Below are 24,430 nucleotides of genomic sequence, written 5' to 3' on the forward strand. Positions count from 1 at the left end.
AGGACCCGGCCGACCGAGTCGATCATCGCTGCGGTGTGGGTGTCCTGGTGAGTGTCCACGCCGCCGGCGACTTCTGGCATCGGCGGGTTTTCGGGTGTAATGGAAGTCATCGTCGTCCTGTCGTCTTGACCGGGGGCAGGGCGGCACGCACCAGCCGGGCAACGCGGACAAGACAGTGATGGGGCCTCTGGCCAGGCTCCTATGAAGTCACGGGCGCCACGTCCGGTGAGTGCAGATGAGCGCCTCCCGGCCAGGGCCGACAGATCCCGTTGAGGACCCAAGGTCAGTCAGTCGCTGGGTCAGACCCTGGCGGGAGACGCTCATCTACATCATCACTGTCAGTCGTGGCCGTGCTCACCAGGTCTCCGCAGTTTGCTCACATTGGACCACAGGCGGCGGCACGCTGGGGAAACCGGGCTGGGCCTGGCCTGCGCGACAAATCTAGCGTGCGGATTTCGTTGCCGTTACAAAGCGCTTTTGCGGATCTCGGTTTTCTTGCAGAGTGTCACGACCGATTCACTTGGCAAACGGGAAGTCACGATGCAGACTGTGATGAGTTCAGACACGAGGGAAGATATTCATGACGCAGCCGGAAAACGACGTCCTGAAGGCCGCTCAGGACCACCTGTGGTTGCACTTCACGAGGCACAGCGCCTATCAGCAGAACGAGATCCCGACCATCGTCCGCGGTGAGGGCTCGTACGTCTACGACATCCATGGCAAGCGTTACCTCGACGGTTTGGCCGGGCTTTTCACGGTCCAGGTCGGCCACGGACGGCAGGAACTCGCCGAGGCCGCCGCCAAGCAGGCGCAGGAGCTGGCCTTCTTCCCGCTCTGGTCGTATGCCCACCCCAAGGCGGCGGAACTGGCCGAGCGACTGACCTCGTACGCTCCTCGCGAACTCAACCGTGTCTTCTTCACCACCGGCGGCGGCGAGGCGGTCGAAACCGCCTGGAAGCTCGCCAAGCAGTACTACAAGCTCGTCGGCAAGCCGCTCAAGCACAAGGTCGTCAGCCGCCAGATCGCCTACCACGGCACCCCGCAGGGAGCACTGTCGCTCACCGGCATCCCCGCGTTCAAGCAGATGTTCGAGCCGCTCGTGCCCGGCTCGATCCGCGTGCCGAACACCAACCACTACCGCGCCGACGAGATCACCGGTGTCCCAGGCATGACGCCCGAGGAGTACGGCCGCTGGGCCGCCGACCGGGTGGCCCGCGCCATCGAGATGGAGGGCCCCGACACGGTCGCCGCCGTCTTCGCCGAGCCCGTGCAGAACGCGGGCGGCTGCTTCCCGCCGCCCCCCGGCTACTTCCAGCGCCTGCGCGAGATCTGCGACGAGTACGACGTGCTGCTCGTCTCCGACGAGGTCATCTGCGCCTTCGGCCGCCTCGGCACCATGTTCGGCAGCCAGAAGTTCGACTTCGTGCCCGACATCATCACCTGCGCCAAGGGCATGACCAGCGGCTACTCGCCGATCGGCGCCATGATCGCGCACGAGCGGCTGTTCGAGCCGTTCAAGAGCGGCGATGCGATGTTCGCCCACGGCTACACGTTCGGCGGCCACCCGGTCTCCGCCGCCGTGGCCCTCGCCAACCTCGACATCTTCGAGCGCGAAGACCTGCTCGCCCACGTGACGGCGAACGAGCCGCGCTTCCGCGAGGCCCTGGAGGGCCTGCACGACCTGCCCATCGTCGGCGACGTGCGCGGCTCCGGCTACTTCTGGGGCATCGAGCTGGTCAAGGACAAGGCCACCAAGGAGACCTTCACCGCCGACGAGTCCGAGCGGCTGCTGCGCGGGTTCCTGTCGAAGGCGCTGTTCGACGCCGGCCTCTACTGCCGCGCCGACGACCGGGGCGACCCGGTCATCCAGTTCTCCCCTCCTCTGATCGCCGGCCAGAAGGAGTTCGACGAGATCGCGTCGATCCTTCGCGGTGTGCTGACCGAGGCGTGGAAACGCCTCTGAACCACTCCGGCGCACTGGGCGCCGGTTCCCGAAAGGATTCACCCTCATGAAGATCGGCGTCCCCGCCGAGGTCAAGAACCACGAATATCGCGTCGCCGCGACCCCGGCGGGTGTGCACGAGCTCGTGCGCGCCGGGCACGAGGTGGCCGTGCAGCGTGGTGCCGGCCTCGGCTCACACATCACGGACGAGGAGTACCTCTCCGCCGGCGCCAAGATCGTCGACAGTGCCGACGACGTGTGGGGTGGCGCCGAGATGGTGCTCAAGGTCAAGGAGCCGATCGCGGAGGAGTACCACCGGCTGCGTGAGGGCCTGGTGCTCTTCACCTACCTCCACCTCGCCGCCTCGCGTCCCTGCACCGACGCGCTGCTGCAGGCCAAGACCACGGCCATCGCGTACGAGACCGTCCAGGTGAACGGCGGGCTGCCGCTGCTCGCCCCCATGTCGGAGGTCGCGGGCCGGCTCGCGCCGCAGGTCGGCGCCTACAACCTGATGCGCTTCAACGGCGGACGGGGTGTGCTGCCTGGCGGCGTGCCCGGCGTCGCCCCCGCCAAGGTCGTCGTGATCGGCGGCGGCGTCTCGGGCCTGAACGCCGCGCAGATCGCCGTCGGCATGGGCGCCGACGTCACCGTGCTCGACACCAACATCGACCGGCTGCGCCACATCGACGCGATCTACCAGGGCCGCCTGAAGACGCTGGTCTCCACCCGGTACGCGATCGAGCAGGAGGTCCTCCAGGCCGACCTCGTCATCGGCGCGGTGCTCATCCCCGGTGCGAAGGCCCCCACCCTGGTCTCCAACGACCTCGTCTCGCGCATGAAGCCGGGCTCCGTGCTCGTGGACATCGCCATCGACCAGGGCGGCTGCTTCGAGGACTCGCGTCCGACCACGCACGCCGAGCCGACGTACAAGGTGCACGAGTCGGTCTTCTACTGCGTGGCGAACATGCCGGGCTCGGTGGCCAACACCTCGACGTACGCGCTGACGAACGCGACCCTGCCGTACGCGCTCAAGCTGGCCAACCTCGGCTGGCGCGACGCGGTGAAGGCCGACGCGGGCCTCGCGGGCGGGCTCAACACGCACGCCGGCCTGCTCACCAACCAGCCGGTCGCCGAGGGACTCGGCCTGGCGTACACGCCGGTCTCCGAGGTCGTCTGAGCACACCGCTGAACGGAGGGTACGGCGCCGCCGTGCCCTCCGTTTCTCGTTTGTGCTCCACCGGGCGCTGATCCGAGTTGAAAATGAAAATCATTCTCTAATAGGGTGACGCTGTCCGTCAGGGGCCGGGCTTCTCGTGCTCCCGGCGGTCACGTACGCCTGAGGAGAGTGTTGTGTCATCAGTGCAGCTCGCACCGGCCCGATCCAGCCCCGCCCACACGGTGGCGGGAGCCCCGTGGAGCGCGCGGCGGCTGCGCACCCCCCTCGCGTTCTTCCTCGTCACGCTGGCCCTGCTCGCCAGCCTGGTGCTGTCGACCGCGTTCGGCGCCGAGGCCCTGTCACCGGCCACCGTGCTCGACGTGCTCGTCAGGCGGATGACCGACAGGCCCGTCGCGGACCTCGCCCACGACACGATCGTGTGGCAGCTGCGGGTGCCCCGCGCGCTGCTGGCGGCTGTCGTCGGCGCCGGCCTCGCGCTGGCCGGGGCCGCCATGCAGACGCTCGTGCGCAACCCGCTGGCCGACCCGTACCTGCTTGGGGTCTCTTCAGGGGCGAGCGTCGGCGCCACCGCGGTGATCACCTCGGGCCTGTTCGCCGGGGCAGGGGCGTTGACGCTGTCCGGGGGCGCGCTGGCCGGCGCGCTCGGCGCCGCGGCGCTGGTGTTCGCGGTCGCCACCGCCCAAGGGGGACTGACGCCGTTGCGGCTGGTCCTCACCGGTACGGTCCTCGGCTCGGCTTTCTCGGCGATCGCGAGCTACCTGGTGTTCCGTAGCCCCGATCCGGCCGCGGCGCAGTCCGTGCTCTTCTGGTTGCTCGGCAGCCTGGCGGGCGCGGAGTGGTACCGCCTGGCCATACCGGCGATCACCGTGGGGGTCGTCGCCGCGGCGCTGCTGGCCGGCAGCGGCTGGCTCGACGCGCTGGCGACAGGTTCCGACACCGCGGCGTCGCTCGGCGTTCCGGTCCGGGCGGTGCGCGCCGGCCTGTTCGTCCTGCTCGCGATTCTGGTCGGCGTGCTCGTCGCGGTCTCCGGCGGCATCGGCTTCGTCGGGCTGGTCGTGCCGCACGCGGCACGGCTGCTGGTCGGAGCCCGGCACCGGGTCCTGCTGCCGGCCTCGGCGATGTGCGGCGCCCTGTTCCTGCTGTGGGTCGACGTGGTCACCCGCATCCTCGTGCGGCCCACCGAGATCCCGCTCAGCGTGGTGTCCGGGCTGATCGGCGCGCCTGCCTTCCTCGTCCTGCTGGGGCGCCGTCGCTACCGCTTCGGGGCTGACGGATGACCGCGCACCTGCGTGCCGAGGGGCTCGCCTGCTCGGTGGGGCAGCGCACCGTCGTACGGGACGTCGACCTCGACATCCGCCCGGGCGAGACGATCGGGATCGTCGGGCCGAACGGCTGCGGCAAGTCCACGCTGCTGCGCGTCCTCGCCGGGCTCCGCGCCCCCTCGGCCGGCCACGTGCTCGTCGGCGGCGTACGGCTGCACCGCCTCGGCGCCCGGCGGCGGGCGCGCGAGGTCGCCCTGGTCGGCCAGGAACAGGACCTCCCCTCCGACCTGCTCGCCCGCGAGGTCGTCGAACTGGGCCTGACCCCCTACCGCGCACCCTGGAACGGGACCGGCCCCCGCGAACGGGCCGCCGTCGCGGCCGCGCTCGCTGCGGTCGAACTCGCCGACCTGGCGGACCGGCCCGTCGACCAGCTGTCCGGCGGCGAACGCCGCAGGGTGCTCCTGGCCCGCGGGCTGGCCCAGCAGACCCCGCTCCTCCTGCTCGACGAACCGACCAACCACCTCGACGTGCGGCATCAGCTGCACCTGATGCGCCTCGTCCGCAGACTCGACCGCACCGTGGTGCTGGCGCTGCACGACCTCACGCTGGCGGCCACGACCTGCGATCGCGTCCTCGTCCTGCACGAGGGCCGCGGCCTGCCGCTCGCACCGCCCTGTGAGGCGCTGAGGCCCGGCGTCGTCGGCGCCGTGTTCGGCGTGGACGCCACCCCGATCCGCCATCCCGTCACCGGTGACACGCACCTGCTGATCGCCCCGCTCACACCGGAGCACACACCATGAACCGAACCGTCCTCCCCGTCGCTCTCGCGGCGGCCGTCTCCCTCACCGCCTGTGGCACCTCCGCGCCCGCGCGGGCCACCCGCGCGGAGATCACGATCACCAACTGCGGTGCGCCCGCGCGGTTCCCCTCGCCCGCCAGAAGGCTGTTCGTCAACGACGGCAACATGATCGCCATGGTGCTGGCCGTCGGGGCCGCCGACGAGGTCGCCGCCGTCTCCAGCCTCCAGCGCGACGCCGTCACCCTGCGCCGCCACTACGGCGACGCCGTCGACCGGCTGAACGTCGTCGCGCCGCAGTACCCTTCCCGCGAGACCGTGCTCGCGCAGCGGCCCGACGTCATGGTCGCCGGCTGGAACTACGGCTACAGCGAGGAGACCCACCTCACCCCCGACTCCCTGCGCGCCCGCGGAATCGCGCCGTACGTGCTCACCGAGAGCTGCCGGCAGCGCGGCGAGCAGCGCAGGGGGATCGCCGAACCCTGGCAGGCCCTGCGCGACGACCTGTCCAACCTCGGGGCGATCACCGGGCGGACCCGGCAGGCGCGCCAGGTCGTCGACGACGTCAACAGGCGGCTGACCGCGCTGCGGAACGCACCACGCCCCGAGAAGCCGCCCACGGTCTTCCTGTTCGACAGCGCGAGCGACACGGTGTTCTCCAGCGGTCGGTTCGGCGCTCCCCAGGCGATCATCGACAGCGCGGGCGGCCGCAACGCGATCGAGGACGTCGACGACAGCTGGACCGCGGTGTCCTGGGAACGCGTCGCCGCGGCGCGGCCTGACGCGTTCGTCTTCGTCGACTACCCGCCGCAGACCTTCGAGCAGAAGGTCGATCTGCTGGAGTCACGGGCGGGCATCAAGGACCTGCCCGCGGTGACCGCCAGGCGCTTCCTCAACCTGCCCTACGCCCTGTGGACCAGCAGCCCGCTGAACATCGACGCCGCCGAGCAGATCCGCAAGGCGCTCGAACGGTGGCACCTGGCGCCGAGGTCCACGATCGTGCCGCGGTCCGACGACCGCGTCGGCGGCGAGCCGGAGTGAGGGCGCTGTGAGCTGCCAGAACGCCGAACAACTGGCGCGCTGCCTGCCGGCGGCGCGCCGGACGCGGCAGCGGGGAGCGGTCCTGCACGTGCTGGTGGACTGCACGGAATTCGTCTCCGCGCAGCAACTGCACGCCCTGATCACCGCCGACGGGATCGCGGTGGGATTGACCACCGTCTACCGCATGCTGCGCGAGCTGGAGGTCTACGACCGGGTCGACGTCGTACGCGATGAGGCCGGAGAGCGGCTCTACCGTCTGCGCCCGTTCGGCGGGCACCGCCACTACCTCGTCTGCCGGTCCTGCGGCCGGAGCCGGCCGGTGGACGCGGAGGTGGTGGAGGCGTGGGTCGACCGGGTCGGCGAGACCACCGGCTACGCCGCCGTCGAGCACACCGTCGAGCTCACCGGCATCTGCGCGACCTGCCGCCCCACCTCCTGAACACAACCCCCACACCCAAGGAGTCCCACCTGATGAGCACCAGCCAACGTGTTCCCGTCACCGTCCTGACCGGCTTTCTCGGCTCGGGCAAGACGACGCTGCTCAACCGCATCCTCACCGAGCGGCACGGGATGCGGATCGCCGTCATCGAGAACGAGTTCGGCGAGATCGGCATCGACGACGCCCTCGTGGTCGACGCCGAGGAAGAGATTTTCGAGATGAACAACGGCTGCATCTGCTGCACCGTGCGCGGCGACCTCATCCGCATCCTGGGCGCGCTCATGCGCAGACGGGAGAAATTCGACCACATCCTCATCGAGACCACCGGTCTGGCCGACCCGGCGCCCGTCGCCCAGACCTTCTTCATGGACGACGAGATCGCCGCCCAGCTGCGTCTGGACGCCATCGTCACCGTGGTCGACGCCGCCCACGTCCTGCGCCATCTGGACGAGGAGAAGCCCGAGCACGTGGAGAACGAGGCTGTCGAGCAGATCGCCTTCGCCGACCGCGTGGTGCTCAACAAGACCGATCTGGCCGACCAGGCCACCGTCGACGAAGTGATCTCCCGCATCCGGGCGGTCAACGCCTCGGTCGAGATCATCCCCACCCGGCACGCCGAGGTCGACCTCGCCCGGATCATGGACGTCGGCGCGTTCGACCTCGACCGGGTGCTCCGCGACGACCCGGCCTTCCTCACCGACACCGAGCACCAGCACGACACCACCGTCACCTCGGTCGGCATCGACCTGCCTGGCGAGCTGGACGAGGACCGACTCAACCGCTGGCTGGGCGACCTGCTGCGCACCAGGGGCGCCGACATCTTCCGCTCCAAGGGCATCCTCGCCCTCGCGGGCGAGCCCCGCCAGTACGTCTTCCAGGGCGTGCACATGCTGCTCGACGGCGACTTCGGCAGGGTCTGGCAGGAGGGCGAGGCGCGCCGCAACCGGCTGGTGTTCATCGGCCGCGGCCTCGACCGCGACGCCCTGGAACGCGGCTTCACCGGCTGCCTGGCCGACGCCGGGGTGGCCGCATGAGCGTCACGACTCCCTCTGCGGCCCCCGCCTGGGAGGCCGCCGTCGACGACGCCCCCGTCGCGATCCACGTCCGACGCGACCTCGTCGCCGTCGCCGGCGCCGAGGGCACGGTCTGGCTGCTGGACGTCGCCTCCGGCGCCGTGACCGAGGCGCTGACGCTGCCGGGCGGGCTGCTTGACGTGGCCCTGGCCCCCGACGCGCGGCACCTGGCGGCCGCCGGCCCGCTCGGCCACGCTTTGTGGGCGCGCGACGGCGGCCGTGCGAGCGTCTTCGAGACCGGCAGCTGGTCGTCCAAGGCGGCCTGGGCCAACATGGAGCGGGTCGCGGTCGTCTCCGGTCGGCGCGCTCTCGTCCTCGACGCCGAGGGACGGGAGCTGTGGGCTCCCGAACCCGCCGCCAGCACCGTCACGGACGTGGCCTGGATGCGCGCCGGCCGCCGCCTGGCCGTGGCGGCCTACGGCGCGGTGCGCTGCCACGAACGCCACACCCCTGCGCCGGTGGCGACCTACCGCTACGTCGGCTCGCACCTGGCGCTGGCCGTCCCCGCCACCGGACGGTGGATCTGCAGCGGCAACCAGGACGCCTCCATCCACATCTGGCGCACCCGCGACGGGTCGGAGCTGACGATGTCCGGTTATCCGGAGAAGGTGTCCCGGCTCGCCTTCGACGACACCGGCACCTGGCTCGCCGCCGACGGGGCGCCCGACGTGACCGTGTGGGACTTCTCCGGCAAGGGCCCGGCCGGCACCGCGCCTCGTACGCTGACCGCCCACGAGACCGTCACCGCGCTGGCCTGGCGGCCCGGCCCGGCCGGGCACCTGGCCAGCGGCGGTGACGACGGCACCGTCGCCCTGTGGCGCGCCACGTCCGGCCGGCCCCAGGCCCGGCTGCGTCCCGCCCGCACTTTCGCCGGCGCGGCCGCCGTGGCCGCGCTGGCCTGGGCCGCCCCCCACCTGCTGATCGCCGCCCACCGCGACGGGCGCGTCGTGGCCCACCGGGTGCCCGACCTGTGACGGTGCTACCGGATGCCGAGGCGGCGGCGCAGGTCGCGGGCGGTGGTGAGCACGTACTGCAGCTCGCCGGGGCTGGGCCAGGGCGCGCTGCCCGGCCGCAGCAACGTGCCGCGTACGGATGCGAGATGCTCGACGGCGCTCTTGTGCACCCCGCTGCGCCGCGTCAGCCAGCCGACGACGTCGGAGTGGTCGTGCAGCGGACGGGTCACCACGTCCCAGGTGCCGAGCACCTCGGTGAGGTCGGCCACGTCCAGCGCGACGCCGCCGGCGCGACCGGTGGCGGCGGCGGCCAGTTCGGCCCGCGCGGTCAGCTCCGGCTCCGCAGGACGCCCCCAGGCAGGCGGCGGCGGATCGGACAGCCACTCCTCGGCCTCGGCCTCCGCCTGGCGGCCCGTCGCCGACAGCAGCCCGCTCAGCTCGACGGCCGCCGCGTGGTGCCCGGCGCGCGCCGCCTGCCGGAACCAGTGCTGGCCACCCGCGAGGTCGCTGTGCTCGGCGATGAGCAGCAGGCCGTAGTTGAACGCCGATTCGGCGTCACCGCCCGCGGCGGCGCGCCCGAACCAGTGGCTGGCCGCCGCGGTGTCGCCCAGCTCGACGCAGACGAACCCGGCCATCCGCTGGTCGTCGACGCGGCCCGCTCCTGCGGCCTGCTCGTACCAGGCGCGTGCCGTACGCAGGTCGCCCCGCGACAGCGCCACCCCGCCGAGCCGGGAGGCGGCTCCTGGGTGCTCGTTCTTGGCGGCCAGCCGGTAGTAGGCCTCGGCGCCCTCGGGGTCGCGGCTGGCGTGCAGGTAAAGACCCATGCAGTACGCGGAGTCGGCGTTGCCGCCCCGGGCCCCGCACTCCCACCAGCGCACGGTCTCCTCGTCGTCGCCCACCGCGTACGCGAGGAACCCGAGGTCGTGGGCCGAGGCCACGTCGCCGTCGGCGGCCGCCTGGCGGTGCCACTCGCGCGCCGCGGCCAGCTCGCCCGCCTCCTCGCACAGCAGCGCCAGCCGGCGGGCGGCCGTCCTCGACCCGGCCATCGCCGCGCTCTCGAACCACACCCGGGCCGCCGCGCTGTCGCCGCGCTGCTCCAGCAGGAGCGTGGCGAGGTTGGTCGCCGCCTCGGCGTCGCCGCTGCTGGCGGCGGCCTCGTACCAGGTGACGGCCTCCTCCAGGGTGCCGTGCTTCTCGTGCCAGATGCCCAGGTTGAAGGCGCTGTCGACGCTGCCGAGGCGCGCTGCCCGCTCCCACCAGAACCTGGCGGCGGCGCGGTCGCCGTGCTGGGCGTAGAGCCTGCCCAGCCGATGCGCCGCCTGGGCGTCGCCCGCACGCGCGGCGGCCAGCAACTCGGGTTCGTCTCCCACGCGCGGCGCCGGTACGGAGGGCGCCGGCGACTGTCCTTGCCAGGCCATGGCGACAGAGTGGCACGTGACGGCCCGGTTGCCCACCGTAATCGACGACAAATGACTCAGGAGAAGGTGATGAAGCCCGCGTACATGCCCATGCCGCAGACGTAGCGCAGCGTGCCGGGCGGCTGCGGCGGCAGCCGGACGGTCGCCGGCAGGGCAACATCGCGCCCCGCGATCGTCACCGTGCCGGTGCACCCGGGGTCGGCGACCTTGAACACCACCTCGACGGGCACGCCCGCGGGCGCGCTCACCATGCCCGGGCGGTACCCGTCGCGCGTCGCCCAGACGGTGACCTTCTGTTGCGGGGTGCCGGCGGCGGCGGGCGCGGGGGTCGCGAGCCAGCCGCCGAGGCTGAGGCCCGTTCCGGCGGTCCACAGCCCGGCGGCGACCGCCACGACCCCGGCCAGCCGGGCCAGCCGGGTGCGCGAGACGCGCCGCAGCACGTAGCCGAGCAGCGCGAACGCGGGCGCCGTACCGAGCACGAACCCCGCCATCGCCGCCGCGCCCGCGAGGGGCGAACCGCTGGAGACGGCGAGCAGCTCGACGCCGAGCGTCACCCCGCACGGCACCAGGATCGTGGCCGCGCCCAGCAGCGGAGCCCGGTAGGCGCGGGGTGGCACGGGCGCGCAGGCCGGTTCGCGTCGCATGAGCCGTACGGCGAAGACGACGATCATGAGCCCGGCGGCGACGAGCAGCGCCGCGCGGGCCTGCGGGGGCAGGCTGACGGCCGAGCCGAGCAGGCCGAGCAGCGCCCCGGCCGTGGTGTGGGAGGCGAGCCGCCCGGCGAGGAACCAGCCCACCGCCGCGCGGTCGCGTCCGCGGCGGCCGTCGACGAGCCCGATGAGCAGCCCACCCTGGGTCGCCGTGCAGGTGGCGGCGCCGGCCACGAGCCCGGCCGCGACGCCGCCGGCGAACAGGGCGGCGGCCTGCGCGCTCAGGGCCGGACGAGGGGCTGGAGGGAGTGCCGGCGGCGGGATGCGCGGAAGAACCTCATCGTCGTCCCCACTCTCCATGAAGTCGTGCACGTAACGTAACGCGACCGCATGGACGTGAACAGTGACTACGCCAGGCAGAACTCGTTGCCCTCTGGGTCGGTCAGCGTCACCCAGTCGTCGTACGTCGCGATCAGCCGGGCGCCGAGGCCGAGCAGCCGGTCGATCTCGGCGTCGCGGTCGTCGGCGCGCAGGTCGAGGTGGAGCCGGTTCTTGACCGTCCTGGGTTCGGGCACCCGCTGGAACCACAGCCGCGGCGGACCGCCGTCGACCAGCACGGTCGGGTCGTCCTCCGGGTCGAGGACGCCCTGCGCGCGCAGCCGCGCGAGCTCCTCCTCGTCGTACGGCGCCACGGCGTAGCCGTCGAGTGCCTGCGCCCAGAACCTGGCCAGCGAGGCCGGATGCCGGCAGTCGACCACCACGTCATGCAGCCGTGCCACCGGACCTCCTCGCCTCGATCAGGAAACGGGAGGAGTGGGCGACGAACGGGCCCTTCGCCTCGATGAGGTCGTGCAGCTCGCGCAGCCGGTCGCCGTAGCGCTCGACGGAGAAGTCGGGCACGGTCCAGATCACCTTGCGCAGGAAGTAGATCACCGCGCCGACGTCGTGGAACTCCATGCGCAGCCGCTCCGAGCGCAGGTCGACGACCTGCAGCCCGGCCTGCTCTGCGGCCTTCACGGCCCTGGCGGGATCGCGGGAGGAGCCGTCGAACGGGCCGATGAAGAACTCGCTCAGCTCGGCCACGCTGTACGGCCCGACCTGCTGCGAGAAGTACGTGCCGCCGGGCCGCAGCACGCGCGCGATCTCCGCCCACCACGTCGAGACCGGATGGCGGCTGGTCACCAGGTCGAAGGACGCGTCACGGAACGGCAGCCGGGGCTCGTCGTCGTCGGCCACCAGCCACGCGCCACGCGGGCGCAGGCGGTCCGCCGCCAGCGGCAGGTTGGGCGGCCACGACTCGGTGGCCACGGTGACCGGGGCCAGCGCGGGCAGGCCGGCGAGGATCTCACCGCCGCCGGTCTGCAGGTCGAGGGCGGCCTGCGCCTCCGCCATCCGCTCGGCCAGCAGCCTGGAGTAGCCCCACGAGGGACGTTCCTCGGTGGCGCGGCCGTCGAGCCAGGAGAAGTCCCAGCCCGCCACGGAAACCGCGTCGGCCTCACGGACCAGATCGTCGTACGAGCGTCCCATGCTCCGACCCTGCCAGCGGGGGAGCTTGCCCAGCAACCGGATTTCCCTCAGATCCAGCCGGGCTTGACCAGGCCCGACTCGTAGGCGATGACGACGAGCTGGGCGCGGTCGCGGGCGTGCAGCTTCGTCATCGTCCGGCTCACGTGGGTCTTGGCGGTGGCGGGCGACACGAACAGCTTGGCCGCGATCTCGTCGTTGGTCATGCCGGTGCCGACCAGGGCGAGCACCTCGCGTTCGCGCTCGGTGAGCTGGTCGAGGCCGTCGGTGGCGACAGGCTCCTTGGAGTGGGAGGCGTACTCGGCGATGAGACGGCGGGTGACGCTCGGCGACAGCAGCGCCTCGCCGGCGGCCACCACCCGCACCGCCTGGATCAGCTCGGCCGGTTCGGTGTCCTTGACCAGGAAGCCGCTGGCGCCGCCGCGCAGCGCCTCGAAGACGTACTCGTCGAGCTCGAACGTCGTCAGGATGATGGTGTGCGGCCCCGGCGGCATCTGCCGGGTGGCGGTCAGGCCGTCGGTGCCCGGCATGCGGATGTCCATCAGCACGACGTCCGGCCCGTGCTCGGCGGCCAGCCGCACCGCCTGCGCGCCGTCGGACGCCTCGGCGACCACGGTCATGTCGGGCTGGGCGTCGAGCAGCGCCTTGAAGCCCGCCCGTACGAGCGCCTGGTCGTCGGCCAGCAGCACCTTGATCATCAGTCTTCCTCGGGTAGGGGGAGCCGCGCCTCCACCTGGAAGCCGGGGCCGGACGGGCCGGCGTGCAGCGTACCGCCGAGCGCGGAGGCCCGTTCGCGCATGCCCGGGATGCCGTTGCCGCTGCCCGACCCGGACAGCACGGCGGGCGTGGTGGCGCCGCTGTCGGTCACCTGGATGACGAGCTCCTTCCCGCCGTACTCCAGGCGCACGCCGACCTCGGCGCCCGGCGCGTGCCGGGCCGCGTTGGTGAACGATTCCTGCACGATCCGGTACGCCGCCCGTTCCACTTGTGGCGGCAGCGCGCGCGAGCCGGTCCGCGCGAGCGTCACCGTGAGCCCGGAGCGCTCGATCAGCTCGTCGAGCCGGTCGAGCCCGGCGGTGGGGGAGCGGGGCGCGCCCTCGCGCAGCACGTTCAGCACCGAGCGCATCTCGCCGAGCACCTCCTTGGAGGCCGTCTTGATCGTGGCGAGCGCCGTTCTCGCCTGCTCGGGGTTGGCGTCCATGAGGTGCAGCGCGGTGCTGGCCTGCACGTGGATGAGCGAGATGTTGTGCGCCAGCACGTCGTGCAGCTCCTGCGCCATGGTCAGGCGCTCCTCGCTGGCCTGCCGCCTGGCCTCCTCCTCGGCGGTGCGCTCCCGCTCGGCCCGGCGCTCCCTGACGATCCTGACCAGCTCCGCCACGACCATCAGCAGCATGACGAACGTGAGGATCCACACGTTGTGGAACCAGTCGCGGTTGCCGACCAGCCAGGCGTAGCTCAGGAACGACAGCAACGTCATCCCCGCCATGGTCCACGCCATCAGCCGGCGTCCCCGGGTGACCAGCAGGAACAGCAGCACGGCCGGGCTGACGAAGCACGGGCCGTAGGGGTACCCGCCGATCAGGTACAGGTCGCAGGCGCCCAGCGCGGCGGCCGTGGTGAGCAGCGGGAAGCGCTTGCTGAGCAGCACCGCGACCGGCCCTGCCCACAACAGCGCGTAGGCGTACGCGTCGAGCGGTTCCCTGGTGTCCTGCTGGCCCCACGCGGCGCCCTCGGCGATCACCATCGTGACCGCCGCCACGACGAGGGCGAGATACGGGTCGAACGTCCTGCGCACGACCTTCACGTTAGGCCAGCGGCGGAAGGGGCGCGTCGTCCCGGCGTGTGACGGGCCACTACCGCGATGGACGTATGTGAGTCATTGTGGACAGATGCGCCGTGCGATCATTCCCACAGCAGCAGTCCTCACCATTTCCCTCCTGCACGCGCCGCCCGCGGCGGCCCATCCGTCCGGCAAGACGCCGGTCGCCGAAGGGTCCGGCGGCGCCGTCGCCACCGTCGATCTGGACGCCAGCAAGGCGGCCATCGCCGTGCTGAAGAAGGGCGGCAACGCCGTGGACGCGGCGGTCGCCGCGGGGGCGGTGCTCGGGGTCACCGAGCCGTACTCCGCGGGCCTGACCGGCGGCGGCTTCATGGTCTACTACGACGCCCGCAAACGTAAAGTCTTCACCATCGACGGGCGCGAGACCGCCCCGAAGGCGATGGGGCCGACCTCCTTCGAAGGCATCCCGTTCGATGAGGGCGTCACCAGCGGCCTGTCGGCGGGCGTGCCAGGCACGGCCGCCACCTGGGACGTCGCCCTGCGTGAGTTCGGCACGCTCTCGCTCGGACAGGCGCTCCAACCGGCGATCGAGGTGGCCTCCCGGGGCTTCGTCGTCGACCAGACCTTCTACGACCAGACGGCCCAGAACGCCGACCGCTTCAAGGACTTCACCTCCACGGCCAAGCTCTACCTGCCGAAGGGCGCCCCGCCGCCCGTCGGCTCGGTGTTCAGGAACCCCGAGCTCGCGGCCACGTACCGGGAGCTGGGCAGGCGCGGGCCAGGGTGGCTGTACGGCGGCCGGCTCGGCAAGGAGATCGTGGCCACCGTCAAGCGCCCGCCGGTCACCCGCGGCAGCACGCGCAACGTGCGGCCCGGCCTGATGGAGCTGTCCGACCTGCGCGACTACCGCGCGCTGCTGCGCCGGCCCACGAAGGTGTCGTACAAGACGCTCGACGTGTACGGCATGGCGCCGCCGTCGTCCGGAGGTTCGACCGTCGGCGAGGCGCTCAACATCATCGAGGCGCTTCCCGAGGCGGGCCTGCACGAGTACCTGGAGGCGTCCCGGCTGGCCTACGCCGACCGGGGCCGGTATGTCGCCGACGTCCCCGGCGTGCCGCTGGAGCAGCTGCTGTCCGACGGGTTCGCCAAGGAGCGGGCCTGCCTGATCGGCGAGCGGGCCATGCCGAGCCCGGCCGCTCCCGGTGACCCCGACGGCTCGTACGGGCCGTGCGAGCAGCCCACGGGCGAGTCCACGCCGGTCGCGAAGGAGGGCCCCGAGACGACGCACCTGGTGGTCGCCGACCGCTGGGGCAACGTGGTCGCCTACAACCTGACGATCGAGTCGACCGGCGGCAACGGCATCGTGGTGCCCGGTCGCGGCGTGCTGCTCAACAACGAGCTGACCGACTTCACGTTCGGGCCCGCGCCCGGCGACCCGAACCTGCCCGGCCCCGGCAAGCGCCCGCGCTCGTCGATGGCGCCGACGCTGGTGCTGAAGAACGACCGGCCCGTGCTCGCGGTCGGCTCGCCCGGCGGTTCCACCATCATCACGACCGTCCTGCAGATCCTGCTCAACCGGTACGAATGGGGCATGGACCTGCCGGAAGCGCTGGCCGCGCCGCGCGCCACCCAGCGCAACACCCCGCAGACGCAGGCGGAGCCGGAGTTCCTGGCGAAGTACCAGGCCGAGCTGGAGGCCAGGGGGCACGCGTTCACGTCGACGCCGGAGATCGGCGCGGCGACGGCGCTGGAGTTCCTCGGCCGCGACCGTGTGCAGGCCGTCGCCGAGCCCGTCCGTCGCGGCGGCGGCAGTGCGCTGGTGGTCCGCCCCAGGAAGTGAGGTCAGCCCTTCGCCGGGCCGGCCTCGGCCCGGCGAGAGGCCGTCCTGTCGACGAGGCGCCGGCCGAGCCGCTGCGCCGGCGCCTCCACCCACCGCCAGGTCAGCGCGCACAGACCGAGCAGCACCGCGTACACGCCCGCCGTCAGCGCCATGCGCGCCGCCACCGGCACGGAGGCCGGGTCGCTCAGAAAGTGCTCGACGCTCTCCATCAGCAGCGGGTGCAGCAGGTAGATCGAGTACGACACCAGCCCCAGCCAGGCCGCCCACGACGGCCAGACGCGGTGGCGCAGCGCCAGCCCGGCCGCGAACGTCAGCCACGCCGCCGCGGTCGCCGTCTCCGTCCCGAGGTCGCCGCGCCCCAGCCACAACCCTGCCAGCGGCACCAGCGCCACCCAGGTGGCGTGCCGGTGGGTGAGCTGGCCTGTGCCGGCCCGGTACAGGGTGCTGCCGGCGAACATGGTGGCCAGGATGAGCAGCCCCTGCCACGGGCCGGGATAGCGCTGGTTGACCGCCAGCAGCAGCACGATGGTGCCCGCGACGGCCACCGCGCCCGCCTGGCGCAGCCGCCCGTGTCCGTACAGCACCGCGGCGAGCCCGGCCGCGAGGACGGCGGTCACCGCGACCACGACCGTGAGCATGCGGCCCGCCGTCCCGAACGACAGCAGCGCCGTCGGCAGCAGCCCCGCGCCCAGCACCGCTCCCGCCGCGAACGTGAGCGCGGCGGGAGTGCTCCGCCGCTGCGCCCCGAGCGCGAACATGGCCGTCAGCAGCAGGTAGAAGGCCATCTCGTACGACAGGGTCCACAGCACGTTGACCAGGTTGGGCACGTCGAGCAGGTTCTGCAGCATGGTGACGTGCGCCAGGACCAGCGCCGTCGGCCGGGTCTGCCACCAGACGTGTGGTTCGTCCCACCCGGCTGCCGACAGCAGGGCCATGCCGGCCGCGCACACCGCGAACAGCGGCCACAGCCGGAAGAGCCGCGAGACCCAGAAGGCCCGCAGGCCGGCCCCGCGCTCCAGGGACGCGGGCACGATGTAACCGCTGACCAGGAAGAAGACCAGCACGCCGTACCAGCCGGGGTCGAAGACGCCCTTGACGTACGGCCGGGCCTCCGGCCACAGCGGTACGAGCGCGTGCTCGAAGACCACGACGGTCGCCGCCGTCCCGCGCAGCGCGTCCAGCCAGGCCGAACGCCGGACGCGCGGGGGAGCGGCCTCGGCCGTGCCGGGAGGGGCTGAGAGCATCCGGCCATCGTAGAGACCCGCCGCCGGCCCGGCGACGATGTGCGGGCGCCCTGCCCACCGAGCCGCAGGGACCGCAGGAAACGGCGAAAACCCGCCACGGCTACCGCGGCGGGTGGCTCTGCCAGGAGGCTTACCGGAGCAGGAGGAAGGCGGCGACGCCGACGATCAGGATCGCGAGGACGACCGCGATGATGGGCAGAACGGGCGACTTCTTGGGCTTCGCCTCGGCGGCTTCCTCTTCGCGCGCCTGCGCGAACGCGCGGAAAGCCTGGGTGTTGCCCGCCGGGTCGATGTGCTGGTCAGCCATGGCCAGCAGCCTAGCGCGGATCGCCTGCGCGGTTTGCACCATATGGCGGTATTCGTAAAAGGACGCATTTACCAGATCGACATGCTTTCCTCGGCCCGGAAGAACCTACGGCGTGGGTTGATTACAGGGGCACGCCCCTCGGCGGATAGCTTTGACGCATGCTGAGGACCCTGCTGTCACCCCGCGTCGTGGGGCTGCACGTGCTGACGATCGGGGTTCTCATCGCCTTCATCCTCCTCGGACGCTGGCAGCTCGGCGTCTTCCAGGATTCCGGCAAGCCGCACGCCGCCACCGACCCCGCACCCGTACCGGTCGCCGGGCTGGCCCCGGTGGGCGCCCAGATGGACGGCACGGTCGCGGGCCGCAGGGTCACCGTCGAAGGCGTCTACGAGGCCGACCGCCAGCTCCTGGTCGCCGACCGGCAGCCCGACGTCGCCGCTCCCGGCGGCAACGTCTCGCGCGACCACGGCTACTGGGTGCTCACGCCGATCCGGCTCGACGACGGCACGGTCATGCCGGTCGTGCGCGGCTGGACGGCCAGGGCCGACGACTCCGCCGTGGCCGACGTGCCGCAGGGCAAGGTCACGGTGGCGGGCCGGCTGCGGCCGCAGGAGGGCACCGACAGCGTGCAGCGGCGCGCGGAGGGCCTGCCCGCGGGCCAGGTGCAGACGGTGTCGACGGGCGAGCTGGTCAACCTGTGGGCCGGGCAGCGGGTGCGCACGGGGTACGTCGTCGCGGCGCCGCCCTCGGGCACGCTCACGCAGGTGAAGGTCACCGCGCCAGTGGTCGGAGGCGCGCTGACCTGGCGTAATCTGGCATACGCCGCCAACTGGTGGATTTTCGCGGGATTCGCCGTCTTCATGTGGTTCCACTTCGTGCGCGACGCCGTGCGAACAGACCGCGAGCGCGGCGAGTCCACCCCCGAGATGGTTCTGGAAGGTTGAAACGGTGGAATCGGCTCTCAAGCCCTTCCGGGTGCTCGCCTACGTGGTCGGTTGCATGCTGCTCGTGCTCTGCGTGGGCATGGTGCTGCGCTACGGCTTCGACCAGGCGTCGCTGTCGAAGGTGATCGCCCCCATCCACGGCGGCCTCTACATGCTCTACCTCGTCGCGGTCATGAACCTCGGCATGAAGTCGCGCTGGGCGTGGCCGTACATGCTGGGTGTCATGCTCGGGGGCACGGTGCCGTTCCTGTCGTTCTACATCGAGCGGCGCGTGACCCGGCGCGTGCAGACGGCGGCGCAGGCCGCGGCGGGAGCCTGACCGGCCCCCGCCGCCGCGGGGTCAGCGGCCGAGGCCGCGCCGGCGGGCCCTCTTGAGCCGCTCGCGCTGCGACGGGTCGAGCATCAGGTAGCCGACCACCGGGGCCGCGACCACGCCCAGCACGACCAGCAGGGTGATGAATCCGGTGCCGAAAATGATCAGGGAGAGCAGCACCGCGGCGCCCGCGCCGATGGCGTACTTCTGAATTGGCGACATCCTGGCTTCCTCCGAACGCGGAGCGCTCGCCCCGCCTCTCACACATTCTGCGTCGCCGGTCCAACGTGTGGACCCATGCCTGAGGTTCCTGGACGCGATGTATCGCAAATGTTAGACCGGGCGGCCGGCGACGGCGAGCAGCTCGCGCCGCAGGTCGTCGATCACCGGACGCTGCGACGGGTCACGCGACAGCAGCCTGAGCAGGACGGGCCCGAGCGGGCCCGCGCCGCCGAGCGGCGTGCCCGGCGCAGGTGGACGGCCCTGCACGGCGGTGAACAGCGTCGCGCCCAGCGACCACAGGTCGGCGGCGTGCGTCGGCGCGGCCTCGGGAGCCGTGTACGCGAGCAGCGTTCCCATGCGCGCCAGCGGCAGCAGCCGGGCCCGGCCGTCCGCGTCGACGACGACGTTGCCCGGCTGCACCCCGCCGTGGAACCAGCCCGGCGCGAGCCCGTCGAGCACCCCGAGCCCGATCGCGGCCACCCGGGCGGGCGGCAGCGGTCCTGAGGCCGCGAGAAGCGCGTCGAGCGGCCGGTCCACGGCCAGCCGGTGCAGCGTCTCGCGCACCACGTTCAGCGGCGGTGTCCCCGACGGGTGCAGCATCGCCCTGATCAGCGACTTGAGCGGGCCTGGCCCCGCGGGCGCCACCTGGCCGGGCGGGCGTCCCTCGACCGCGAAGTGCAGCGTCGCGGCCAGCGACCACAGATCGGCGGACGGCAGCACGCTGAGGCTCGGTGCGCCGTACCCGGTCAGCAGCGCCCGCCCGGTCGTCGTGAGCAGCACCTTGCCCGGATCGACCCGCCCGTGCACGATGCCCGCCTCGTGTGCGGCGGTCAGCGCCGACAGCACGCACACGCCCATCCTGGCGGCCTGCGCGGTGGGCAGCGGGCCTGCCCCGCGTACGGTCTGCTCCAGTGACACGCCCGCGACGAACTCCATGACCAGCCACGGCCTGCCCCCGTCGACCAGCACGTCGAGGACCGGCACGGCGAGCGGGTGCCGCAGCGCCATGGCGCGGCGCGCCTCGCTCACCGCCGCGTCGCGCAGCTCGGGCAGCACCCACACCTCCCTGACCGCCACGTCGCGGTGCTCGGCCTCGTCGAAGGCCAGGCGCACGGACGTGCCCAAGGAGTTCAGCAGCCGGTAGCGGCCGTTCAGTTTCCTGGTCTCAGCCATGCGTGTCCATCAGGGCGAGCCCGCCGCCAGCCAGCCCTCGTGGGCCGCGCTCACCTTGAGCCAGAGCTGCTCCTTCTCGTCGGCGGAGAGGTCGTCCAGGGGCAGCCGGAAGATGTCCGCCAGGGCCGCGTAGTAGTCGAGGGCCGACGTCAGCGTGACGTACCGCCGCTCGGCGCCGAGGCGCGTCAGCAGCAGCCCGCGCAGGATGTCCACCCCGTACGCGTCGCGCCGCTGCACCGTCGCCACCCGGACGAACCCCGACGTCGGCGACGTGCTCAGGTGCTCGTGCATGCCGTCGAAGGCCGTCATCTCCGCCGGTTCGGTCCCGAAGTCCATCCCGGCGAACGAGCCGCGCGAGTCGTGGTCGAAACGCCAGCCGCCCGGCACGATCTCCGACGGCCGCAGCGCGTACGTGAAGGGGCCCTGCCGGTACGTGCCCGCCACCAGGGGCAGCGGCTCGTGCAGCGCGTCGCCGAGCCCGACGTCCACCAGCCACGCGCCGCCGGGGTTGTCGGCGGACGGCAGCCCGCGCACGGTGAGCGCCAGGTGGTTGCCGGTGATCCCGGGCTCGCCGCCGTGCGGCTGGACGCCCGACACGTGCCGGGTCACGTCGTAGCCGAGGGCGGTGAGCAACTGCGAGAAGGCGCCGTTGAGGTGGTAGCAGTAGCCGCCGCGCCCCAGGCAGACGCGCGCGGCCGACTCGACAGGATCGACCGTCGTCGTCCTGCCCAGCCAGATCTCCAGCACCTCGTACGCGACGTTCTCGACATGGGCGGTGTGCAGGGCTCGGAGGGACTCAGCGCTCGGGGGGGCTTGCGGCGACTCGGGCAGGCCGAGCCGGGCAAGGTACGCGGCTGTGTTCACCATCACAGTCTGCACCGTTTGTGCACGAACAGTGGAGTGTGGAGTGCACAGAGCCCTTCTAGGCTTTCGTCCGTGGCAGAGCAACGACGCGTCCTCGTGGTCGAGGACGACGAGACGATCGCGTCCGCGGTACGGAACCGGCTGGCCGCCGAGGGTTTCAACGTCAGGGTGGCCGGCGACGGGCAGGACGCCCTCGTCCAGTACGCCAGGGCGGAACCCGACCTGGTGATCCTCGACCGCCTGCTGCCCGGGCTCGACGGCCTGGAGGTGTGCCGCCGGATGCAGGCCGCGAGGCCGGTGCCCGTGCTCATGCTGACCGCGCTCGGCGACGAGACCGACGTGCTCGTGGGCCTCGGCGTCGGGGCCGACGACTACCTGGCCAAGCCGTTCAGCATGCGCGAGCTCGTGGCCAGGATCCACGCGCTGCTGCGCCGGGTCGAGCGGGCGGCCCAGCTCGCCGCCGAGGACACCGTGATCAGGGTCGGCGAGGTCGAGATCGACACCGCGGCCAGGCGGGTGTTCGTGCGGGGCGTCGAGGCGCAGCTCACCCGTACCGAGTTCGACCTGCTGCGGCGGCTGGCCGAGCGCCCTGGACAGGTCTTCGAGCGGGGACGGCTGCTGTCGGACGTCTGGGGCTTCTCGGAGGCGGCGGCGACCAGGACCGTCGACAGCCACGTCCGCGCGCTGCGCCGCAAGCTCGGCTCCGACGTGGTACGGACCGTCCACGGCGTCGGCTACGCCCTGGTACGTCCATGAGACCCCTCGACTTCCTCGGGCGGATCAAGGTCAAGCTCGGCATCGTCATCGTGCTCGCCGTCGCGACCGCGTTCGCGGTGAACGAGCTCGGCCTCAGCTCGGGGCTCTCCCGCGAGCTGCGCATCGCGGTCGCCGTCGTCCTGGCGTTGATCATGGTGCAGGTGCTGGCCAGGGGCATGACCAAGCCGCTGCGCGAGCTGGCGCGCGCCGCCCAGACCATCGCCAAGGGCCGCTACTCGCTGCGCGTCCGCGCCACCTCCAGGGACGAGGTAGGGGAGCTCGCCAGGGCGTTCAACGCGATGGCGGCCGACCTCGGGGAGGTGGACCGGCAGCGGCGCGAGCTGATCGCCAACGTCAGCCACGAGCTGCGCACGCCGATCACGGGGTTGCGGGCCGTCCTGGAGAACGTGGTGGACGGCGTCTCCGCGCCCGACCCCGTCACCATGCGGACCGCGCTCGCCCAGACCGAGCGCCTCGGCCGGCTCGTCGCCCAGCTCCTCGACCTGTCGCGGCTCGACTCGGGGGTGCGGCTCATCGAGGCCGAGGCCGTCGAGCCGGCCCGGCTGGTCGAGCAGGCGGTGCTGGAGGCGTCGCTGGCGCGCGACGACGTCGTCATCAGGGCCTCGGTGCCGGGCGACCTCGTGGTGCGCGCCGACCCCGACCTGCTGGCGCAGGTCCTCGCGAACCTCCTCGACAACGCCGTACGGCACAGCCCGTCCGGCGGGGTGGTCACCGTGAGCGGCGAGCCCGAGCGGGACGGGGTCCGGATCGTCGTGGCCGACCAGGGCCCCGGCATCCCGGCCGCGGCGCGGGCCCGGGTGTTCGAACGCTTCTCCCGCCTGGACGCCGGGCGCGCCGCGGACAGCGGCGGCGCCGGGCTCGGACTCGCCATCGTCAAGGAGATCGTCGAGCTGCACGGCGGAACGGTCCACATCGACGACGGCACGGGCTGCCGCATGGTCGTCACCCTCCCGGGCAGGACGGAGCTGCCCGCCGACGCGGGCCCGGCCGCCGCCGAGACCTCGTCGCCCGGACCGTCCGGCGCGGGCACGACCCCGGCCGCCGTGGCCGTCCTGACGACCACGGCCGGGAGCGCGGTGGGCGAGAAGCCCGCCGCGGGGGGGCCCGCCAGAACGAGCGCCGCCGCGCCGCCGTCGAGAGCCGCGGCGCACGGCGTGGACCCCGCGATCGGCGGGGGAGGCGCCTCGCAGGGCTCGAAGGCGGCCGGACGAGGGGAGACGTCCGAGTACGTGCCGCCGCCGTTGTTCCCGCGGCCGGTGGTGCCTGCGACGCCGGGATGGGTGCTGCCCGTGGCGGCAGCGGTCGGGGTGTTCGCGGCGCTCGTGCTGCCGGACGCGGAGATCGGGCTCGGGTTCGTGCTGGTCGTGACGGCGATCGCCGCGGCCGCGCTGTTCGCGGTGCGGTGGCGGATGACGCCGTGGACGGCCGCCTTCGCGCTGATCGCGTACGTCATGATCTCCATGGCGGCGGTGCGGGACGCCGACTGGCTGGTCGCGATCCTGCTCCTCGCGGGGGCCGCGCTGGGCGCGCTGGCCGTGTCGGGCGCGGGGGCGGGCTGGCTGGGCGTGCTCAAGGGCGTCGCGTCCGTCGCGCTCGCGCTCGGCCCCGTGCCGTGGTTCCTCGCCGGGCCGCTGAAGCGGCTCACGAGCCGGCGGCGCGTGTGGGCGGTCGTGGCCACGCTGGGCCTCACGGGGGTGCTGCTGGCGGTGTTCGGGCTGCTGTTCGCCTCGGCGGACGCGGTGTTCGCCTCGTACGTGACGTGGCTCACCACCACGCCCGAGTGGGCCGAGTCGCTGCCGGGGCGCTTCATCCTGTTCGGGGTGTTCGCGGTGTTGCCGGCCACGGTCGTCCTCGTGGGGCTCCGTCCCGTGGCCGAACCCGTGGGGCAGGTGACGAAGCTCGTCGTGGCGCGCGGCGTCTGGCTGGTGCCGCTCACGGCGGTGAACCTGCTGTTCGCCGCGTTCGTGGCGGTGCAGATCACGGCGCTGTTCGGCGGCGACGCGCTGGTGCTGCGCACGGCGGGCCTGACCTACGCCGAGTACGCCAGGCAGGGCTTCTTCCAGCTCGTGGTGGTCAGCGTGTTCGTGCTGGGCGTCGTGGCGGTCGCCGCCGGGCTGCTCAGGGTGGAGCGGCGCGAGCGCCGGGTGCTCTACGTGCTGCTCGGCGTGCTGTGCGGGCTGACCATGGTGGTGCTGGTCTCGGCCCTGCACCGGCTGCACCTCTACACCGACGCCTACGGCCTGTCGCGGCTGCGCCTGTCGGTGGAGGCGGCGGTGTGGTGGCTGGGCGCGCTGTTCGTGCTGGTCCTGGTGGCGGGCGCGGCACGGCTGGCGGGCCGCGGGTCCGGGTGGCTGCCCCGTACGGCCGTGCTGGTCACCGGCCTCGGCCTGGTCGCGTTCGCCGTCGCCAACCCCGACCTGCGGGTCGCGCGGTCGCAGATCGAGACGCGCGGCGTCGCCAGGATGGACGCCGTCTACCTCAGCTCCCTCAGCGCCGACGCGGTGCCGGCGCTCGACCGGCTGCCCGAGCCGCGGCGCAGCTGCGTGCTCTCCCGCCTGCTCCAGGTGAACCACCTGCTGGAGACGGACCCGTGGAACGGCTGGAACCTCGCCCGCGCGCAGGCCACGGCGCTGCCGGCGGAACGGCCCGTCGACAAAGCCGGACGCTGCCCTCCGGCCGGCTCTGATTGAA

24 protein-coding genes are annotated in these 24,430 nt (G+C 72.6%); 13 read left to right on the plus strand and 11 right to left on the minus strand.

From position 1 onward, the window contains the following. Window positions 1-580 precede the first annotated feature (580 nt). The 8 genes from BLR04_RS10690 (at window position 581) to BLR04_RS10725 (ending at window position 8,704) form a co-directional block, all read left to right on the plus strand. Window positions 581-1,963, plus strand: coding sequence for an aspartate aminotransferase family protein (locus tag BLR04_RS10690; protein ID WP_090762325.1), 1,383 nt, complete (start codon window positions 581-583; stop codon window positions 1,961-1,963). Between the two features lie 46 nt (window positions 1,964-2,009). After that, complete coding sequence (gene ald / locus BLR04_RS10695; protein ID WP_090762326.1) at window positions 2,010-3,119, plus strand: alanine dehydrogenase; 1,110 nt, start codon at window positions 2,010-2,012, stop codon at window positions 3,117-3,119. A 173-nt stretch (window positions 3,120-3,292) separates the two neighbouring features. Further along, on the plus strand, window positions 3,293-4,396 hold the full coding sequence (locus tag BLR04_RS10700; RefSeq protein ID WP_245740167.1) for a FecCD family ABC transporter permease: 1,104 nt from the start codon (window positions 3,293-3,295) through the stop codon (window positions 4,394-4,396). Then, window positions 4,393-5,181 (plus strand): ABC transporter ATP-binding protein, encoded by a 789-nt coding sequence (locus tag BLR04_RS10705; protein ID WP_090762328.1) that lies wholly within the window; start codon window positions 4,393-4,395, stop codon window positions 5,179-5,181. Before BLR04_RS10700 ends, BLR04_RS10705 begins: the two co-directional genes overlap by 4 nt. After that, window positions 5,178-6,218 carry an ABC transporter substrate-binding protein gene (locus BLR04_RS10710; RefSeq protein WP_090762331.1) on the plus strand — a complete coding sequence of 347 codons (1,041 nt, stop codon included), beginning with the start codon at window positions 5,178-5,180 and terminating at the stop codon, window positions 6,216-6,218. Before BLR04_RS10705 ends, BLR04_RS10710 begins: the two co-directional genes overlap by 4 nt. A gap of 7 nt (window positions 6,219-6,225) precedes the next feature. Continuing rightward, window positions 6,226-6,657 (plus strand): Fur family transcriptional regulator, encoded by a 432-nt coding sequence (locus BLR04_RS10715; RefSeq protein WP_176903023.1) that lies wholly within the window; start codon window positions 6,226-6,228, stop codon window positions 6,655-6,657. Between the two features lie 32 nt (window positions 6,658-6,689). Further along, window positions 6,690-7,691: a CobW family GTP-binding protein gene (locus BLR04_RS10720; RefSeq protein ID WP_090762333.1), complete on the plus strand. Its 1,002-nt coding sequence runs from the start codon at window positions 6,690-6,692 to the stop codon at window positions 7,689-7,691. Continuing rightward, window positions 7,688-8,704, plus strand: a complete 1,017-nt coding sequence (locus tag BLR04_RS10725) for a WD40 repeat domain-containing protein (protein WP_090762335.1) — start codon at window positions 7,688-7,690, stop codon at window positions 8,702-8,704. Before BLR04_RS10720 ends, BLR04_RS10725 begins: the two co-directional genes overlap by 4 nt. Window positions 8,705-8,709: 5 nt before the next feature. Here the strand turns inward: BLR04_RS10725 and BLR04_RS10730 are convergent, their stop codons facing one another. The 6 genes from BLR04_RS10730 to BLR04_RS10755 all read right to left on the minus strand — a co-directional run bounded on the left by BLR04_RS10730 (window position 8,710) and on the right by BLR04_RS10755 (window position 14,070). After that, on the minus strand, window positions 8,710-10,053 hold the full coding sequence (locus tag BLR04_RS10730; protein ID WP_245740168.1) for a tetratricopeptide repeat protein: 1,344 nt from the start codon (window positions 10,051-10,053) through the stop codon (window positions 8,710-8,712). A 104-nt stretch (window positions 10,054-10,157) separates the two neighbouring features. After that, complete coding sequence (locus tag BLR04_RS10735; protein ID WP_218128818.1) at window positions 10,158-11,123, minus strand: urease accessory protein UreH domain-containing protein; 966 nt, start codon at window positions 11,121-11,123, stop codon at window positions 10,158-10,160. A 35-nt stretch (window positions 11,124-11,158) separates the two neighbouring features. Beyond that, window positions 11,159-11,530, minus strand: coding sequence for a VOC family protein (locus BLR04_RS10740; protein WP_090762337.1), 372 nt, complete (start codon window positions 11,528-11,530; stop codon window positions 11,159-11,161). Continuing rightward, entirely contained in the window at window positions 11,514-12,278 is a 765-nt protein-coding gene (locus tag BLR04_RS10745) for a class I SAM-dependent methyltransferase (RefSeq protein WP_090762942.1), read from the minus strand. Before BLR04_RS10745 ends, BLR04_RS10740 begins: the two co-directional genes overlap by 17 nt. Window positions 12,279-12,325: 47 nt before the next feature. Then, a complete protein-coding gene (locus BLR04_RS10750; RefSeq protein ID WP_090762339.1) occupies window positions 12,326-12,973 on the minus strand; it encodes a response regulator transcription factor in 648 nt (215 codons plus the stop codon). After that, a complete protein-coding gene (locus tag BLR04_RS10755; protein WP_245740169.1) occupies window positions 12,973-14,070 on the minus strand; it encodes a sensor histidine kinase in 1,098 nt (365 codons plus the stop codon). Before BLR04_RS10755 ends, BLR04_RS10750 begins: the two co-directional genes overlap by 1 nt. A 94-nt stretch (window positions 14,071-14,164) precedes the next feature. Here BLR04_RS10755 and BLR04_RS10760 point away from each other — a divergent pair, with 94 nt between their 5' ends. Continuing rightward, window positions 14,165-15,895, plus strand: a complete 1,731-nt coding sequence (locus BLR04_RS10760; RefSeq protein ID WP_090762340.1) for a gamma-glutamyltransferase family protein — start codon at window positions 14,165-14,167, stop codon at window positions 15,893-15,895. A gap of 2 nt (window positions 15,896-15,897) precedes the next feature. On the opposite strand, the gene BLR04_RS10765 is transcribed toward BLR04_RS10760, so the two are convergent. Next, window positions 15,898-17,139, minus strand: coding sequence for an acyltransferase family protein (locus tag BLR04_RS10765; RefSeq protein ID WP_090762342.1), 1,242 nt, complete (start codon window positions 17,137-17,139; stop codon window positions 15,898-15,900). 130 nt (window positions 17,140-17,269) lie between these two features. Then, a complete protein-coding gene (locus BLR04_RS40525) occupies window positions 17,270-17,446 on the minus strand; it encodes a hypothetical protein (protein WP_176903024.1) in 177 nt (58 codons plus the stop codon). Between the two features lie 158 nt (window positions 17,447-17,604). Here BLR04_RS40525 and BLR04_RS10775 point away from each other — a divergent pair, with 158 nt between their 5' ends. Both BLR04_RS10775 and BLR04_RS10780 read left to right on the plus strand, forming a co-directional pair. Continuing rightward, on the plus strand, window positions 17,605-18,390 hold the full coding sequence (locus tag BLR04_RS10775) for an SURF1 family protein (protein WP_176903025.1): 786 nt from the start codon (window positions 17,605-17,607) through the stop codon (window positions 18,388-18,390). Window positions 18,391-18,394: 4 nt separating this feature from the next. Then, entirely contained in the window at window positions 18,395-18,709 is a 315-nt protein-coding gene (locus BLR04_RS10780) for a DUF3817 domain-containing protein (protein ID WP_090762346.1), read from the plus strand. Window positions 18,710-18,730: 21 nt separating this feature from the next. Here the strand turns inward: BLR04_RS10780 and BLR04_RS10785 are convergent, their stop codons facing one another. The 3 genes from BLR04_RS10785 to BLR04_RS10795 all read right to left on the minus strand — a co-directional run bounded on the left by BLR04_RS10785 (window position 18,731) and on the right by BLR04_RS10795 (window position 20,965). After that, window positions 18,731-18,925, minus strand: a complete 195-nt coding sequence (locus BLR04_RS10785; protein WP_090762348.1) for a hypothetical protein — start codon at window positions 18,923-18,925, stop codon at window positions 18,731-18,733. A gap of 111 nt (window positions 18,926-19,036) precedes the next feature. Beyond that, complete coding sequence (locus tag BLR04_RS10790) at window positions 19,037-20,098, minus strand: protein kinase domain-containing protein (RefSeq protein ID WP_090762350.1); 1,062 nt, start codon at window positions 20,096-20,098, stop codon at window positions 19,037-19,039. 9 nt (window positions 20,099-20,107) lie between these two features. Further along, entirely contained in the window at window positions 20,108-20,965 is an 858-nt protein-coding gene (locus BLR04_RS10795; RefSeq protein ID WP_090762352.1) for an arylamine N-acetyltransferase family protein, read from the minus strand. A gap of 69 nt (window positions 20,966-21,034) precedes the next feature. Here BLR04_RS10795 and BLR04_RS10800 point away from each other — a divergent pair, with 69 nt between their 5' ends. Both BLR04_RS10800 and BLR04_RS10805 read left to right on the plus strand, forming a co-directional pair. Further along, window positions 21,035-21,718 (plus strand): response regulator transcription factor, encoded by a 684-nt coding sequence (locus BLR04_RS10800; protein ID WP_218128819.1) that lies wholly within the window; start codon window positions 21,035-21,037, stop codon window positions 21,716-21,718. Then, window positions 21,715-24,429 (plus strand): DUF4153 domain-containing protein, encoded by a 2,715-nt coding sequence (locus BLR04_RS10805; protein WP_090762356.1) that lies wholly within the window; start codon window positions 21,715-21,717, stop codon window positions 24,427-24,429. The genes BLR04_RS10800 and BLR04_RS10805 overlap by 4 nt, the downstream gene beginning before the upstream one ends. Window position 24,430 lies beyond the last annotated feature (1 nt).

Origin of the sequence: Nonomuraea maritima (genome assembly GCF_900100395.1) — a bacterium.
Classification (GTDB): Bacteria; Actinomycetota; Actinomycetes; order Streptosporangiales; family Streptosporangiaceae; genus Nonomuraea; species Nonomuraea maritima.